The organism is Cobetia sp. 1CM21F, from assembly GCF_023161745.1.
GTDB classification, from domain to species: domain Bacteria; phylum Pseudomonadota; class Gammaproteobacteria; order Pseudomonadales; family Halomonadaceae; genus Cobetia; species Cobetia amphilecti.
The window spans coordinates 38,136-53,259 of the sequence record NZ_JALNTQ010000009.1 but is presented as its reverse complement, the minus strand read 5'-3'; the positions used below and the strand labels follow the sequence as shown (position 1 = coordinate 53,259).

Sequence of the window (15,124 nt, the reverse complement as noted above, 5' to 3'; positions counted from 1 at the left end):
GTTCCGTAAGGAGTGCGGCGTATTCTAGCGAATCGCCCGGGATTGTCAATCGATGAATTCGAAGCGGACTTCAAAAAACATCAAGTAAAACAACCACCTGCAAACCTCTTTTACCGCTGGTAACGCCATGCGTCCCCGGCAGCGGATGCGTACTTTACGCAGGAATCGGTTTGATGGCAAGGGCTTTTTGGCCAGATATCGCTATCAATTCAAACAAGCTCATGCAGGCACTGCGTGCTCCAGCATCAACTGCAGTGACTCTCTCCCCCGCCAGCGATTGCGCGACAACTTGTAAGCACACTTCAGAGAGGCCCCCACGCCAAATGCCGGTGATTCCCCCGGTGACAGCGCACGGAACCAGATCGCCTTGAGGCGCGTACGCCCGAGCGAGAGTTCCAATGACAGGTGCGTGCCATCGGCGCCTACCGGCCTGAGGCTCTCGACCAGGAAGCTGCCCTCGAAGAGAGGCGCCTCGAACTCACGCCCGAAGGGCGCCAGACGCTCTAGCTCATCCAGCGTCTCCAGACTCAACTGCCCTTCCACCAGCTCACCATCACTGAGAATCAAGGGATTGAGCGCCCTCTCCCCCAACTGCTCCGCGGCTGCCTGTTGCAGGGCACGAGTGAAGGTATCCTTTTCCGTCAGCGGCAAGCCCACTCCGGCGGCGCCGCGATGCCCACCGAAGCGCGGCAGACACTGCGGCGCGAGATCATGGGCACGCTGCAGCGCATCCCGCAGGTGCAATCCTACGATGGAGCGCCCGGAGCCCGTCAACATGCCGGGCACCGCAGCTGGTGTCAGCACGACGGTCGGTCGCCCGAACTGCTGCACCAGGCGCGAAGCGACAATCCCCTGCACCCCGGGATGACCATCCTCCAGGTGGACCACGATCACCTGATGCCCTTCCCGCAGGGAGGTGAGCGCCAGGGCACGCGCCGATTCGACCATCTCGGCTTCGATCGCCTTGCGGGACTGGTTGTCCTGATCGAGCACCTCCAGCGCACGCTGCGCCGCGTCATCTTCCCGCGCCAACATGAAGTGCAGCGCGGCGTACGGGTCATCCAGACGCGAGCGGGCATTGATACGCGGCCCCATCTGGAAGGCCAGCGTCTCGGCATTGAAGGGCACGCTATCCGCCCCGAGTCGCTCTGCCATCGCGCGCCAGCAGGGTTCCTGCATGCGGTTGATCAACGTGAGGCCCAGATTGACCACCGCGCGGTTGATCGCGCTGCCCCCCAGTGACACACAGTCCGCCACCGTCCCCAGCGCCACATACGACAGCCATGGCGACAGCTTGGGGGCATCGCTCGGCAACCTGCCCTGCTCGATCAGGACATTGCGGGTCAATGACATCGTCAGCCAGGCGACCATGCAGCCGGCAATGGTCGCGTCGGGATAGGCGCAGTCATCTCGCGTCGGATTGACGGTCGCGTAGGCGGAAGCCGGCGGCCCTTCCTGAGGCAACGCATGGTGATCCGTCACCACGACCTCTATCCCCGCCTCCTTGAGCAACGCCAGACGCGCCTCATCACTGGAGCCGCAGTCCGCGGTCACGATCAGAGACGGGCGCGGCGACAGCGTCATGATGCGCTCGACCAGCGGCAGACTGATGCCATAGCCATCATGGATGCGATGGCCGATCAGGCTGTGCACGCGGTCGTAGGGCACATCGAACAGCTCGGTCAGCGTGCGCAGCATCACTACATGCGAGGTGATGCCATCCACGTCATAGTCGGTGAGGATGCCGATATGCTCCCCCTCGGCGACGGCGCGCGCGATGCGCTCTGCCGCGCGCCGGCCATCGGCCAGCCGTTCGGGATGCTCGATATGCCGGAGCGCCGGCGTGACCAGCGCCTCCAGGGGCGCCTTGCAGCTCTCCAGCGTCAGACGCCCTGCCAGCACACGTGCCTGCAATTCGCTGAGCCCGGTCGCGATGCCCTGTTGATAGAGACGCTCGTCACGCACGCGCGGCTGAATGACCCGCGCAATGCTGGCCGCAAGCGTGCGCTCGTCCGGACGACTCATGGAGTCTTGCGAGAATGGGGGCGACACGGGGGAAGTGACAGACATGAAGAGCTCCTGACAAACGACATGGCCGTCATCTCGGCAGCGAACTGCAGACATGACGGCCATGAAAAAATGACTGCCGATCACCCCGAGCGGGCCAACCGGCAGTTGTTGCAATCACCCGCGGCGATTCTCGCGCACGAAGTCCTGCACTGCCGCCAACTCCGCCGGCAGTACGCTGTAACGCTCCTCGCGCTCCAGCAGGTCATGCAGATGCGGCGGCAGATCGACGCCAGCAAAGCCGGCACGCGCCACGGCCTCGGCAAACTTGGCAGGATGCGCCGTCGCCAGCGTGATCATCGGCGTCGCGCTATCGGTACGGCAGACCTCAGCCGCACGATAGCCGGTTGCCGTATGCGGATCGAGAATCTCGCCGGTGCGATGGTGCGCCTCACGGATGACTTCGAGGATCGTCTCGTCATCGACACTGTGACTGGAGAACAGCTCACGCAGCTTCGCCAGCGGGGCATCCGCCAGTGCTGCCGGTTCACGCGAGAAGTGCTCGAGCAGCTCACGGATCGCCTGACCATCGCGGCCATAGGCCTCGAACAGCAGACGCTCGAAGTTGGAGGACACCACGATATCCATCGACGGTGCCAGCGTCGCCTTCAGCTCCTGACGCGAGAAGTCATTGGAGGAGATGGTGCGATGCAGGATGTCGTTGGCGTTGGTGGCGATCACCAGCTGGCGCACCGGCAGCCCCATGCGCGAGGCCAGATAGCCGGCAAAGATGTTGCCGAAGTTGGCCGACGGCACCGTGAAGCTGACCTGACGCGCCGGAGCGCCCAGCGCCACACCGGCGGCCACGTAGTAGACGGTCTGGGCCATGATGCGCGCCCAGTTGATCGAGTTGACCGCGACCAGACGCGTGCCGTTCAGGAAGTCCTGATCGGCGAAGCTGGCCTTCACCATCGCCTGGGCATCGTCGAAGTTGCCTTCGATGGCGATGTTGAAGACGTTGGGCGCCAGCACGGAGGTCATCTGGCGACGCTGCACTTCGGAGACACGGTTGTGCGGATGCAGAATGAAGATATCCACATGATCGCAGGCACGACAGCCTTCGATGGCGGCGGAGCCGGTATCACCGGAGGTCGCGCCCATGATCACCGCACGCTCGCCGCGCTTGGCGAGGAAGTGATCCAGCAGGCGACCCAGCAGCTGCAGCGCGACATCCTTGAAGGCCAGTGTCGGGCCGTGGAACAGCTCCAGCAGGTAATGGTTGCTGTCGAGCTGATTGAGCGGCACGACGGCATCGTGACTGAAGGTCGCGTAGGTCTCGCGCACGATGTCACGGAAGGTCGCGTCATCGATGGCGCCATCGACGAAGGGCTTCATGACACGGAAGGCGATTTCCGCGTAGGACTCACCGGCCATCGCCGTCAGCTCTTCGGCGCTGAACTGCGGCAGGGTTTCCGGCACGTACAGGCCGCCATCACTGGCAAGCCCCGTGAGAACCACATCTTCAAAACCGAGCGCCGGCGCCTGGCCGCGCGTGGAGATATAACGCATGTCGTGTCTTCCCGTGGCTCTTGCCACCGTTATGATTCTTGCTCTTCCGGCCTGCGCCGGCTGCCCAGCGGGGCGGTGCCATCACCGTCGATAGCCCCGCCCCATTTGCCCGCGATCAGGCGTTGTCGTCGAGATCCTCGACACGAATGCGCACCACGGAACCGGCGACATCCACCAGTGCTTCCAGCTGGCGAATCGCTTCGTTCATGTGCAGTTCGCGCGCACGGTGCGTGAGCAGAATGATCGGCACCAGCTCCCCTTCGGTGGCCTCCTTCTGGATGATCGCCTCGATGGAGATGCCCTGCTCGGAGAGGATCGACGCGACACGCGCCAACACGCCCGGGCGGTCCACTGCGTGCAGACGCAGATAGCAGGCCGTCTCGATCTCTTCCATCGGCAGGATCGGCAGGGTGTCGCCGTGCTGATTGATCTCGGCGAAGGCCAGATACGGCACACGGTAGCGGTGGTCGGTGGCGATATCGCGCGCCACGTCGAGCAGGTCCGCGACCACGGCAGAGGCCGTCGGCTCGGCACCGGCGCCGGCACCGTAGTAAAGGGTCGGGCCGACAGCGTCGCCCATCACCTCGATGGCATTCTTGACGCCATGCACGTTGGCCAGCAGGCGCTCCTTGGGAATCAGCGTCGGATGCACGCGCAGCTCGAGACCCTTGGCCGTGGCGCGAGTGATGCCCAGATGCTTGATGATATAGCCCAGGTTATCGGCCTGCTCGATGTCCTCGGCCGTGATGCGCGAGATGCCTTCGGTGTAGGCCTTGTCGAACTGCAGCGGCACGCCGAAGGCGATCGAGGCCAGGATGGTCAGCTTGTGCGCGGCATCGATGCCTTCGACATCGAAGGTCGGATCGGCTTCGGCATAGCCCAGCGCCTGCGCCTCGGCCAGCACGTCCTCGAAGCTGCGACCTTCATCACGCATCGCGCTGAGGATGAAGTTGCCGGTGCCGTTGATGATGCCGGCCAGCCACTGGATACGGTTGGCACCCAGGCCTTCACGCAGCGACTTGATGACGGGGATGCCACCGGCCACTGCGGCTTCGAAGGCCACCATCACGCCCTTCTCGGCCGCGGCACGGAAGATCTCGTTGCCGTGGACGGCAATCAGCGCCTTGTTGGCGGTCACGACATGCTTGCCGTTGGCGATGGCTTCCATCACCAGCTGATAGGCGACATCGTAGCCGCCGATCAGCTCGACCAGCACATCGACCTCGGGATTGCGCGCGACCTCGAAGATGTCGTGCGTGCGGCTGACGCCGGTGATATCGCAGTCAGGATTGTCGCGTCGTGCGCCGACCTGTTCGACGATGATCGGGCGTCCAGCACGACGCGCAATCTCATCGGCATTGCGAATCAGCACGTTATAAGTGCCGCCGCCTACGGTCCCTAGACCACAGATTCCTACTTTCACCGGTTTCAACGTCGCTTTCCTCTCTTGTTACGGTATCCAGCCTTGAGGGCCGCGCCACTGTCAGCGACGGCCTTGCCGATCTCACGTCGGTCTATTATCCAAACATCCTGCACGTACGTCTGTCGTGACCACGGTAGCAAGGCAGGACGCCCTGTCAACGCGCAGTCTTGTCGCCTGTGGCTCAGTCATCAATGCCCAGCATGCTGGCAAGACGCTCCACCGGCAGGTAGCCAGGCACCATCTGGCCATCCGGCATCACGATGGCCGGGGTGCCCTGCACTCCCATGCGCGTGCCCAGCTGATACTGGCTTTGCACCGGCGCATCGCAGCTGGCCGCCTGCTTGGGCACTTCGCCTTCATTCTTGATCTGGTTCATCGCCTCGGTGGGATTGTCCGCACACCACACCTGCGCCAGTTCGCGCGCGCCCTGCGAGCGCATGCCACCGCGCGGGAAGGCCAGATAGCGCACTTCGATGCCACGTGCATTGAGTTCCGGCACTTCCTGGTGCAGCTTGCGGCAATACGGGCAGGTGGTATCGGTGAAGACACTGATCACCGCCTTGACCTCACCCGCCGGGCGGAAGATGACCATATCATCTTCACTGACCTCGGCCAGCAGCTCGAGGCGCTCGCCATTGGCCTTCTGCTCGCTGAGATTGACCAGCCCCTTGTCGCCATCATTGCGGTACATCTCACCCACGATCAGATGCTTGCCGTCGATATCGGTAAAGAAGCTCTCGCCACTGGCCAAGCGCACTTCATAGAGGCCGTCGATGGGGCTTGAGGCCAGTGATTCGACCGGCAGCGGCTGGCCATTGACGACGAGCTTGTCGCGCAGATCATCCAGCGCATCAGCCTGGGCCAATGGCGCCACAAGCGTCAGCATGGCGCCGGCGCTCAGGAGGCGGATCGCACGGGACAGGGCCTGCGGACGACGGAAAGACTTGCTCATCAAACACTCCTTGGCGTCCGCGCGCAGAGGGAAGGACACTCAGCCACGCGGATGATGTTCGGCATGCAGACGCTCCAGACGCGCCTGGGCCACATGGGTATAGATCTGGGTCGTGGAAAGATCACGATGTCCCAGCAACAACTGCACGACACGCAGGTTGGCACCGTGATTGAGCAGGTGCGTGGCGAAGGCATGGCGCAGCGTATGCGGTGACAGAGGCTTGCTGATGGCCGCAGTCACGGCGTGACGCCGGATGCGATGCCAGAAGGTCTGTCGCGTCATGGCCTTGTCGTGTCGGCCGGGAAACAGTGCCGGACGCGTCTGGTCGGCCATCATCGCAGGTCGGCCAACGGACAGCCAGCGTGACAACCAGTCACAGGCCTCCTCGCCCAGCGGCACCAGCCGCTCACGATCGCCCTTGCCGGTGACACGCACGACACCCTGGCGCAGATTGAGCGCATCGACACTCAGGTTGACCAGCTCGCTGATGCGCAGGCCCGCTCCATAGAGCACTTCGAGCATGGTGCGGTCACGCAGCCCGATGGGCGTGTCGAGATCCGGCGCCTCCAGCAGGCGCTCGACCTCCTCTTCATCCAGCGTGCCCGGCAGGCTGGGAATCACGCGCGGCAGGCGCACCTCATGCAGCGGGTCCGCCTCGATCATGCCTTCGGCCAGCGCCCAGCGATAGAAGCGCCGCAATGCCGACAGCAGACGCGCCGTGGAGCGCAGCGCATGCGATTCACGCCGCGAGTCACAGAAGGCCTGCACCTGCTGCGGTGCCACGCTCAGCAACGGCACCGTGTCAGCACCCGTCTCCGCCTGATCGGCCAACCAGCGCCGCCAGGCCGTGAGATCACTGCGATAGGCGCCAAGCGTATTGTCACTGGCACCCCGCTCTAGCCACAACGTATCGAGAAAGGCCTCGACCAACGCATCGTCGTCCATCATTCCCGCTTCCCCGTCCTCAATGACGCGCCATCCGAGCTCGCCGTGGCCGTCATGTACCGCAGCACCTGGCCTGCGTGAGCCTCGATTCTACCGTGATGCCCTGACGATGAAATGAACCCGCTGCAAGTCACAGCGGATTTCCCTGGTGCACAAACACGAAGACCCCGCCATGCGATGCATGGCGGGGTCTTCATATGGCAGAGGAGCAAGTGGCAATTCGCTCCCCCGCAGTACTGCCGAGTTCTGCAGTCAGGGAATGCGGAGCGCTTAGCCCAGCTTTTCCTTGATGCGTGCAGACTTGCCGCTACGCTCACGGAGGTAGTACAGCTTGGCCTGACGGACGTCACCACGACGCTTGACGTCGATAGCGGCAACCTGCGGGCTGTAAGTCTGGAAGGTACGCTCGACGCCCACACCGTGGGAGATCTTGCGGACGGTGAAGGCGGAGTTCAGACCGCGGTTACGCTTGCCGATCACCACGCCTTCGAAGGCCTGCAGACGCTCGCGAGTACCTTCGACGACCTTGACCTGGACGACGATGGTGTCGCCCGGTGCAAAGGCCGGGATTTCCTTGGCCATCTGCTCGTTTTCGATCGCCTGGATCAGTTTATTCTTGCTGCTCATCGCTAGCTCCAAATTCGTTAGCATCAATCCTGGGATTGATGTTCGTCATGACCCCGGCACCGCAAACGGCCTTGAACACGGGGATCGACCTTGTGTGTGACGCGCCACGGAACTCCCGCAAGATGACTCCGGGCCGTGCCGCACCTCCGCCACGGTGGCGGCCTTCTCCTGACAGCGAACCTTCGGTTCGCAGCGGTCAGGCCTTGCCTTTCCGGGCGTGCTGCGCGATGAACTCGTCGAGCAGCTTGCGCTCCTCACGAGTCAACGTGCGACTCTCCAGCAAATCCGGACGCCTGAGCCAGGTACGTCCCAGAGACTGCTGCAACCGCCAGCGCTTGATCAGGGCATGATTGCCACTGAGCAGAACATCCGGCACCCGCTTGCCGTCGATGACTTCAGGGCGGGTATAGTGCGGACAGTCGAGCAGGCCATCGGTGAAGGAATCCTCCTCCGCGCTGGCTTCATGCCCGAGTACGCCCGGCACCAGGCGTGCCACCGTATCGATCAGGACCATGGCCGGCAGTTCCCCGCCAGACAGGACGTAATCGCCGATCGACCACTCCTCGTCGATCTCCTCTTCCACCACGCGCTCATCAATGCCTTCATAGCGCCCGGCCACCACGATCAGACGCTCTTGCGTCGCCAGTTCGCGGGCACCGGCCTGATCCAGCTTGCGGCCTTGCGGGGAGAGATAGATCACACGAGCGTTGTCACCGCCAGCGGCGCGGGCGTCACGAATGGCGCCACGCAGGGTCTCGACCTTCATCAACATGCCGGGACCACCGCCGTAGGGACGATCATCGACCGTACGGTGCCTGTCGGTGGCGTAGTCGCGAGGATTCCAGAAATCGACCTCGAGCAGGCCCTTGTCGACCGCTCGGCCGGTCACGCCACTGGCGGTAATCGCCGTGAACATTTCCGGAAACAGGCTCACTACACCAATCCACACAGGCGTCAGCTCTCTGTGCTTAACATCAGAATTCGGGATCCCAGTCGACGCTCATGCGCCCAGTGGTGAGATCCACATCGCGAACCACCTGATCGGGAAGGTACGGCACGAGCCGTTCCTTCTCATCGATGCTGTCGTCGTTCGGCTTTATCACCAGAACGTCGTTGGCACCGGTTTCCATCAGGGTGCTCACTTTCCCGAGGCGCTGGCCATCCAGCGTTACCACCTCGAGACCTTCCAGTTGATGCCAGTAGTACTCACCGACTTCCAGCTGCGGCAGGTGCTGCTTGGGCAGGAGAATCTCCGCCCCGGCCAGCTCCTGTGCTGCTTCGCGACTGTCGATACCTTCGAGCTGTGCCACCAGGCCCTTGCCATGGCGACGTGCCTGAGCGAGGCGGGCGGGAATCTGCTTCCCGTCCAGCTTCAGCATCCAGCCAGCGTAATCGAAGATGCCGTCAATCGGGCTGGTGTAGGAATACACCTTGAGCCAGCCTTTGACGCCATAGGGGCTGGTAAGCTTCCCCATTACCACGACATCATCGTCATGCGATGACGCTGCGGTCGGCTGCGGGTTGTTCGGTTGAGTAGGCATCCTGGAATCAAGCCTGCTGCTTGCCAGCTTCCTTGATCAGCTGAGCGACACGGTCAGAGACCTGTGCGCCCTGCTGCTGCCAGTGAGCGACGCGCTCGAGATCGACGCGCAGACGCTCTTCCTGGCCGCGAGCGACCGGGTTGAAGAAGCCGACGCGCTCGATGAAGCGGCCATCACGGGCTGTGCGGGAATCAGCCACAGCGAGGTGGTAGAAGGGACGCTTCTTGGCGCCACCACGTGCCAGACGAATGGTAACCATTGCGTAATCTGTCCTTCGTGTTGAAGTGAAAATCGTGCCACAGAACTCGTCTTCGCATGGAGGGTCCACACGAAGAGGCGACATTCTACGGAAATTGGCAAGCCTTGGAAACCTTTTTCCAAGGCCATACACACGCTCCGCGACACGGGACGTGCCACGGAGCGCAATTCCTGGTGTCAGCGCCCATGTCTCATCAGCGCTGCATCGGGCATCGGGTCAGCAATCAGCGACGCGGGAAGCGTCCGCCGCCCATGCCGCCGGGGCCACCCATACCGCCCATGCCACCCATACCGCCGGGGCCGCCAGGACCACCGCCACCGCCCATCATGCCGGACATGCCACGCATCATCTTCTGCATGCCACCTTTCTTGCCGGCCTTCTTCATCATCTTGGCCATCTGCTTGTGCTGCTTGAGCAGACGGTTGAGGTCCGGCACCTGGGTACCGGAGCCCATGCAGATGCGGCGCTTGCGCGACCCGTTGATGAGATCGGGGTTGCGGCGTTCCTTGGGCGTCATGGAGTTGATCATCGCCTCCAGCTTGCCCAGCTCCTTCTCGCTGGCCTGGCTCTGGGCGACTTCCGCCAGCTGACCCATGCCCGGCAGCTTGGACATCAGGCTGCCCATGCCACCCATGTTCTTGAGCTGCTGGAGCTGGTCACGGAAGTCCTCGAGATCGAAGCCTTCGCCTTTCTTGACCTTGCTGGCCAGCTGCTCGGCCTTGCTCTTGTCGACGGTGCGCTCGGCTTCCTCGATCAGCGACAGCATGTCGCCCATGCCGAGGATACGCGAGGCGATCCGGTCCGGGTGGAAGGGTTCGAGGGCATCGACCTTCTCCCCCATGCCCATGAACTTGATCGGCTTGCCGGTGATGTGACGCACGGACAGGGCCGCACCGCCACGCGCATCACCGTCGGCCTTGGTCAGCACGACACCGGTCAGCGGCAAGGCTTCATGGAAGGCCTTGGCGGTGTTGGCGGCATCCTGACCGGTCATCGCATCGACGACGAACAGCGTCTCGTCGGGATTGACGCTGCGGTGCAGGGCGGCGATCTCGTCCATCATGTCGGCATCGACATGCAGGCGACCGGCGGTATCGACCAGCACCACGTCGTGGAACTGGATACGCGCGTGCTTCATCGCCGCTTCGGCGATGGCCACCGGCTGCTGGGAGGAGTCGGAGGGGAAGAAATCGACCCCGACTTCCTTGGCCAGCGTTTCCAGCTGGTCGATGGCGGCCGGGCGATAGACGTCGGCCGAGACCACCAGCACCTTCTTCTTCTCGCGCTCGCGCAGGTAGCGTGCCAGCTTGGCGACGGTAGTCGTCTTGCCCGCACCCTGCAGGCCTGCCATCAGAATGACGGCCGGACTGCCCTTGAGCGTCAGACCTTCATTGGCTTCGCCCATGATCGCTTCCAGCTCCTGCTGGACGATCTTGACGAACTGCTGGCCCGGCGACAGGCTCTTGGACACTTCCTGACCGACGGCACGTTCGCGCACTCGCTCGATGAAGGCCTTGACCACCGGCAGCGCGACATCGGCTTCAAGCAACGCCTTGCGCACTTCGCGCAGGGTGTCCTTGATGTTGTCTTCCGTCAGCTTGGCCTGGCCGGTAATCGACTTCAGCGTATGCGACAGGCGATCACTCAAACTTTGAAACATGGGCCTCTCCGGCTAGGGACGTCTGGGGTCCGCGCTGCGGGGACGAGGGCGTAAGCCACCTCGTGACCGGCGCACGGCATGACGCCCCAGCGCGTGAATGGTTATCCTGTCGCGCATTATACGCACAGGGCGGCCGTGTCTCCATGCATGCAAGACTTGCAAGTCGCCATCACTGGCGATGACATGCATGAAGGAAGCAGCGCCGACAATCGTCATGCAATGCGGAGTCTGTCGCCGCGCAGGCCTCATCGCCCGCGAGAGCACGCGACAGGACACCGCGAGTGGATGCAATCCCAGCGGCGCATTCGGTATAGTCTCTGCAGATAGACAGTGCCTCATGCGAGGCCTGATCTCCCGCTACCCTCCGGCACCTGGACAACAGCACATGCAGGCTCTGCCTTTTGCCTTTCTGGCCATCATCTTCTATCTCGGCGCCGGCCTCTGGCAGGGCCTTACCCTGACACGCCGCGTCCCGGCACGCACGCGTCTGGTGCGCAGTCTGGCGCTGATCGCCGTCGCCTGCCATGCCGTCATCGTCTGGGTCACGCTCAACCACGGTGGCGCGCTGCACCTCGGACTTTTCGAGAGCGCTTCGCTGGTCAGCTGGGCCATCTGCCTGCTGCTGGTCATCGCCAGCCTGTTCAAGCCGGTGATCGCCGGGGGCGCGGCGCTGTTCCCGGTCGCTGCCGCCTGCGTGCTCGGCGTGATGAACCTGCCGAGCGCCACCACCGAGAACCCGCTATCCCCCGGTCTGGTCGCCCACATCTTCACCTCGGTGGCGGCGTTGGCCTTCTTCAGCATCGCGGCCATGCAGGCCGGACTGCTGTCGCTGCAACAGCACGCGCTCAAGAAGCGCCATACCCGCGGCATCGTCCAGGTGCTGCCGGCACTGACCAGCATGGAGCGCGCGCTGTTCGAGCTGATCTGGGCCGGCATGATCCTGCTCAGCGTGTCGATCATCAGCGGCACCATCTATCTGGACAACATGTTCGCCCAGCACCTGGCTCACAAGACGGTGCTCAGCCTCGGCGCCTGGATCATCTTCGCCGTGCTGCTGTTCGGGCATCACGTGCTAGGCTGGCGCGGCCAGCGTGCCGCCCGCTGGACACTGGGCGGCTGCCTGGTACTGGCGCTGGCCTTCTTCGGCACCAAGTTCGTGCTGCAAGTGGTATTTTCCCACTAAGCTCTGCCACCCCGACAGAGATCGCTCGCTGCGCCTGATGCATTGCAGCGAGCGTGTCAGTATCATGCGCCTAAATCCGCCACCGAGGACCCTTCACTCTTGAGCGACGACACCCCGTTGGGGCTGCTGTTCGGCCTACTGGTCATCCTGATCATCCTGTCTGCCTTCTTCTCGAGTTCCGAGACCGGCATGATGTCGATCAACCGCTACCGTCTCAGTCACCGCGCCAAGGGCGGTGAGCGCGGCGCCAAGCGTGTTACCCGCCTGCTTTCCCGTCCGGACCGCCTGATCGGCGTCATCCTGATCGGCAACAACTTCGTCAACAACCTGGCCGCCTCGCTGGCGACCATCATCGCGATCCATTACTTCGGTGATGTCTCAGGCCCGGCCGTCTCGACCGCCGTGCTGACCATCGTGGTGCTGATCTTTGCCGAAGTGACGCCCAAGACCATGGCCGCCGTGAACCCGGAGCGCATCGCCTATCCGGCCTCGCTGGTGCTGGAACCCCTGCTCAAGCTGCTCTACCCGCTGGTCTGGCTGGTCAATGGCATCTCCAATGGCCTGCTGCGCCTGTTCGGCGTGCGCGATGTCAGCGGCGGCGCCGACAGCCTGACCCGCGACGAGCTGCGCACCGTGGTCCACGAAGCCGGCAGCATGATCCCGCGTCGCCACCAGGGCATGCTGCTGTCGATTCTCGATCTCGAGAACGTCACCGTCGATGACATCATGGTGCCGCGTCAGGAGATCTTCGGCATCGACCTGGACGATGACCTCGACATCATCCTCAGCCATATCCGCGCCAGTCAGCACACGCGGGTGCCGGTCTACAAGGGCGACATCAACAACATCATCGGCATCCTGCACCTGCGCAACGCGGCGCGTTTCCTGTCGCTGGACGAGGTCACCAAGGCCTCCATCATCCAGGAAGCCCGCGAGCCCTACTTCATTCCGGAATCCACGCCGCTGCACACCCAGCTGCTCAACTTCCAGAAGCAGAAGCGCCGCATCGGCATCGTGGTCGACGAGTATGGCGATGTGCAGGGGCTGGCGACGCTGGAGGACATCCTCGAGGAGATCGTCGGCGAGTTCACCACCGATGTCGCCGGTACTCATCAGGAGATCCACCCGCAGGACAACGGCAGCTACGTGATCGAAGGCACCGCCAACATCCGCGAGATCAACAAGGCCATCGGCTGGCAGCTGCCGACTGACGGTCCCAAGACGCTCAACGGCCTGATTCTGGAACATCTGGAATCCTTCCCGGATGCCCCGGCCAGTCTCGCCATCGGCACCACGCGCATCGAGATCCAGCAGGTGAAGGACAACCAGATCACCTCGGCACGCTGCTGGCAGGCGGCTCGCACCACGCGCAGCTGACGCCCACCCGGATTGCCACGCAGCACGGCACTCTCGACGACAGGCCCGCCAATTGGCGGGCCTGTCGCGTCTGGGGGCACGGCAACTCGCCCAGGTGCTCATTTGCAGGTGCTCATTTGCAGGTGCTCGGTGCTCAGGTGCAAGAACCAGCTGCAATACGGTGTTGCAGACCACGACACGCAAGCGGCCCGAACCCACGCTATGCTGTGCGCGTTCGCGCTGCCCGCCAGCGCCAGACGTCACGGACCTGCGCCAGAGCAGGCTGACTCACCGCTCCCCCTGCAATGCCCCACAACCTTCGAATGGCCCTCATGACTTCAGCTTCCGCCCCAACGGCGACCCCCGCCCTGCATCGACAACCTCACTTCACCGTGCTGCTGGCCCTGATGGTGGCGCTCGCCCCGCTATCGATGGATGCCTTTCTGCCCGCCATCCCCGCCATGGCCGCGGAATTCGGTGTCGATCACTCCCGCCTCGGCCTGACCATCACCTTCTTCCTGGCCGGCTACGCCTTCGGTCAGCTGAGTGGTGGCCCGCTGTCGGACAGCCTGGGCCGTCGCCCGATCGCGCTGGGCGGCATCGTGCTGTTCTTGATCGCGAGTCTCGGCTGCGCCATGACACATAGTCTGGAATGGCTGATGGTCTTCCGCGTCCTGCAGGGGATCGCGACCGGCATGACCGGCGGCGTCTCTCGCACCGTGGTACGCGATGTCGCGACCGGCAAGGACGCCGCGCGCCTGATGACCAACGTCATGATGGTGCTGATGGCAGCACCGCTGGTCGCCCCCAGCCTCGGCGCCCTCATCCTGGCGCTGAGCACCTGGCAGATGGTCTTCATCGGCCTGGCCGTCTATGGCGTGATCGCCGGAGTCGCCATTCGCCAATGGCTGCCGGAGACCCTGCCTGCCAGCGAGCGTTCACCGCTCAGCCTGCGCGGCGCATTGACCAGCTATCGCACGGTATTGACCACGCGCGGCGTCCCCGGGCACCTGATGCTGCTGCTGTGCGGACCCGGCATCATGTTCACCTTCCTGACCAACGCGAGCTATCTCTATCAGGGCGTGCTGGGGCTGAACTCCGGTGAGTTCGCGCTGGCCTTCGGCGCCAATGTCGGCGCGATGCTGATCGGCAACCGCCTCAACCACTTCGGCCTCAAGCATCTGCGCACGCGCAAGCTGGTTCAGGTGGCGCTGTGCATGCAGGGGATCGGCATCACCTGGCTGATCTCGCTGGTCATCACCGACAACGTCCAGGTCGCCACCCTGATTCCGGGCATCCTGTTCGTGCTGGGCGCCGGCGGCATGATCACGCCCAACGTGATGGCCGACTACCAGTCGCTGTTCGCACGTGGCCATGGTGCCGCCAATGCCATCTCCGGCACGGTGCTGTATCTCGGCGGCGGCCTCTATGGCGCCCTGGCCAGCCTGTGGCTGAGCGGCGATGACATGCTGGCGGTGCCGCTGGTCATGCTGGGCGCCTGGGCCATCGGTGGCTTCGGCTTCTGGGTCACGCGCCACACCGCTCCCTCCGAGCAGTCCAGCGACTGACGCGACGCCGCGCTCGACGCCAGCAGCCATCCGC

13 protein-coding genes are annotated in these 15,124 nt (G+C 63.6%); 3 read left to right on the top strand and 10 right to left on the bottom strand.

Features of this window, described 5'->3' with window-relative positions; all coding sequences use genetic code 11:
• Positions 1-219: 219 nt before the first annotated feature.
• From MSG32_RS17790 to ffh, 10 genes are all read right to left on the bottom strand, one after another.
• On the bottom strand, positions 220-2,025 hold the full coding sequence (locus MSG32_RS17790) for a DHH family phosphoesterase (RefSeq protein WP_248381085.1): 1,806 nt from the start codon (positions 2,023-2,025) through the stop codon (positions 220-222).
• Positions 2,026-2,184: 159 nt separating this feature from the next.
• Positions 2,185-3,576 carry a threonine synthase gene (gene thrC / locus MSG32_RS17785; protein ID WP_215823551.1) on the bottom strand — a complete coding sequence of 464 codons (1,392 nt, stop codon included), beginning with the start codon at positions 3,574-3,576 and terminating at the stop codon, positions 2,185-2,187.
• Between the two features lie 115 nt (positions 3,577-3,691).
• Positions 3,692-5,008, bottom strand: a complete 1,317-nt coding sequence (locus MSG32_RS17780) for a homoserine dehydrogenase (RefSeq protein ID WP_153636631.1) — start codon at positions 5,006-5,008, stop codon at positions 3,692-3,694.
• Between the two features lie 172 nt (positions 5,009-5,180).
• A complete protein-coding gene (locus tag MSG32_RS17775) occupies positions 5,181-5,951 on the bottom strand; it encodes a DsbC family protein (RefSeq protein ID WP_248381083.1) in 771 nt (256 codons plus the stop codon).
• Between the two features lie 39 nt (positions 5,952-5,990).
• Positions 5,991-6,896 carry a site-specific tyrosine recombinase XerD gene (xerD, locus tag MSG32_RS17770; RefSeq protein WP_192839491.1) on the bottom strand — a complete coding sequence of 302 codons (906 nt, stop codon included), beginning with the start codon at positions 6,894-6,896 and terminating at the stop codon, positions 5,991-5,993.
• Between the two features lie 270 nt (positions 6,897-7,166).
• A complete protein-coding gene (rplS, locus tag MSG32_RS17765; RefSeq protein ID WP_043336437.1) occupies positions 7,167-7,523 on the bottom strand; it encodes a 50S ribosomal protein L19 in 357 nt (118 codons plus the stop codon).
• Between the two features lie 196 nt (positions 7,524-7,719).
• A complete protein-coding gene (gene trmD, locus MSG32_RS17760; RefSeq protein WP_043336440.1) occupies positions 7,720-8,472 on the bottom strand; it encodes a tRNA (guanosine(37)-N1)-methyltransferase TrmD in 753 nt (250 codons plus the stop codon).
• Positions 8,473-8,497: 25 nt separating this feature from the next.
• Positions 8,498-9,064, bottom strand: coding sequence for a ribosome maturation factor RimM (gene rimM, locus MSG32_RS17755; protein WP_082388946.1), 567 nt, complete (start codon positions 9,062-9,064; stop codon positions 8,498-8,500).
• Positions 9,065-9,071: 7 nt separating this feature from the next.
• Complete coding sequence (gene rpsP / locus MSG32_RS17750) at positions 9,072-9,323, bottom strand: 30S ribosomal protein S16 (protein ID WP_043336448.1); 252 nt, start codon at positions 9,321-9,323, stop codon at positions 9,072-9,074.
• 223 nt (positions 9,324-9,546) lie between these two features.
• Entirely contained in the window at positions 9,547-10,983 is a 1,437-nt protein-coding gene (gene ffh, locus MSG32_RS17745; protein WP_054557273.1) for a signal recognition particle protein, read from the bottom strand.
• A 385-nt stretch (positions 10,984-11,368) separates the two neighbouring features.
• Between ffh and ccsA the strand changes: the two genes are divergently transcribed.
• From ccsA to MSG32_RS17730, 3 genes are all read left to right on the top strand, one after another.
• Positions 11,369-12,166 carry a cytochrome c biogenesis protein CcsA gene (ccsA, locus tag MSG32_RS17740; protein ID WP_043336454.1) on the top strand — a complete coding sequence of 266 codons (798 nt, stop codon included), beginning with the start codon at positions 11,369-11,371 and terminating at the stop codon, positions 12,164-12,166.
• Between the two features lie 99 nt (positions 12,167-12,265).
• Positions 12,266-13,543, top strand: a complete 1,278-nt coding sequence (locus tag MSG32_RS17735; RefSeq protein WP_043336457.1) for an HlyC/CorC family transporter — start codon at positions 12,266-12,268, stop codon at positions 13,541-13,543.
• A 311-nt stretch (positions 13,544-13,854) separates the two neighbouring features.
• A complete protein-coding gene (locus tag MSG32_RS17730) occupies positions 13,855-15,090 on the top strand; it encodes a multidrug effflux MFS transporter (RefSeq protein ID WP_248381080.1) in 1,236 nt (411 codons plus the stop codon).
• Positions 15,091-15,124: the final 34 nt, after the last annotated feature.

Coding starts and splice junctions, on each gene's coding strand:
- MSG32_RS17790 (WP_248381085.1), bottom strand. CDS start 2,025: ATGAGTCGTCCGGACGAGCGCACGCTTGCGGCCAGCATTGCGCGGGTC.
- thrC (WP_215823551.1), bottom strand. CDS start 3,576: ATGCGTTATATCTCCACGCGCGGCCAGGCGCCGGCGCTCGGTTTTGAA.
- MSG32_RS17775 (WP_248381083.1), bottom strand. CDS start 5,951: ATGAGCAAGTCTTTCCGTCGTCCGCAGGCCCTGTCCCGTGCGATCCGC.
- xerD (WP_192839491.1), bottom strand. CDS start 6,896: ATGGACGACGATGCGTTGGTCGAGGCCTTTCTCGATACGTTGTGGCTA.
- rplS (WP_043336437.1), bottom strand. CDS start 7,523: ATGAGCAGCAAGAATAAACTGATCCAGGCGATCGAAAACGAGCAGATG.
- rimM (WP_082388946.1), bottom strand. CDS start 9,064: ATGCCTACTCAACCGAACAACCCGCAGCCGACCGCAGCGTCATCGCAT.
- rpsP (WP_043336448.1), bottom strand. CDS start 9,323: ATGGTTACCATTCGTCTGGCACGTGGTGGCGCCAAGAAGCGTCCCTTC.
- ffh (WP_054557273.1), bottom strand. CDS start 10,983: ATGTTTCAAAGTTTGAGTGATCGCCTGTCGCATACGCTGAAGTCGATT.
- ccsA (WP_043336454.1), top strand. CDS start 11,369: ATGCAGGCTCTGCCTTTTGCCTTTCTGGCCATCATCTTCTATCTCGGC.
- MSG32_RS17730 (WP_248381080.1), top strand. CDS start 13,855: ATGACTTCAGCTTCCGCCCCAACGGCGACCCCCGCCCTGCATCGACAA.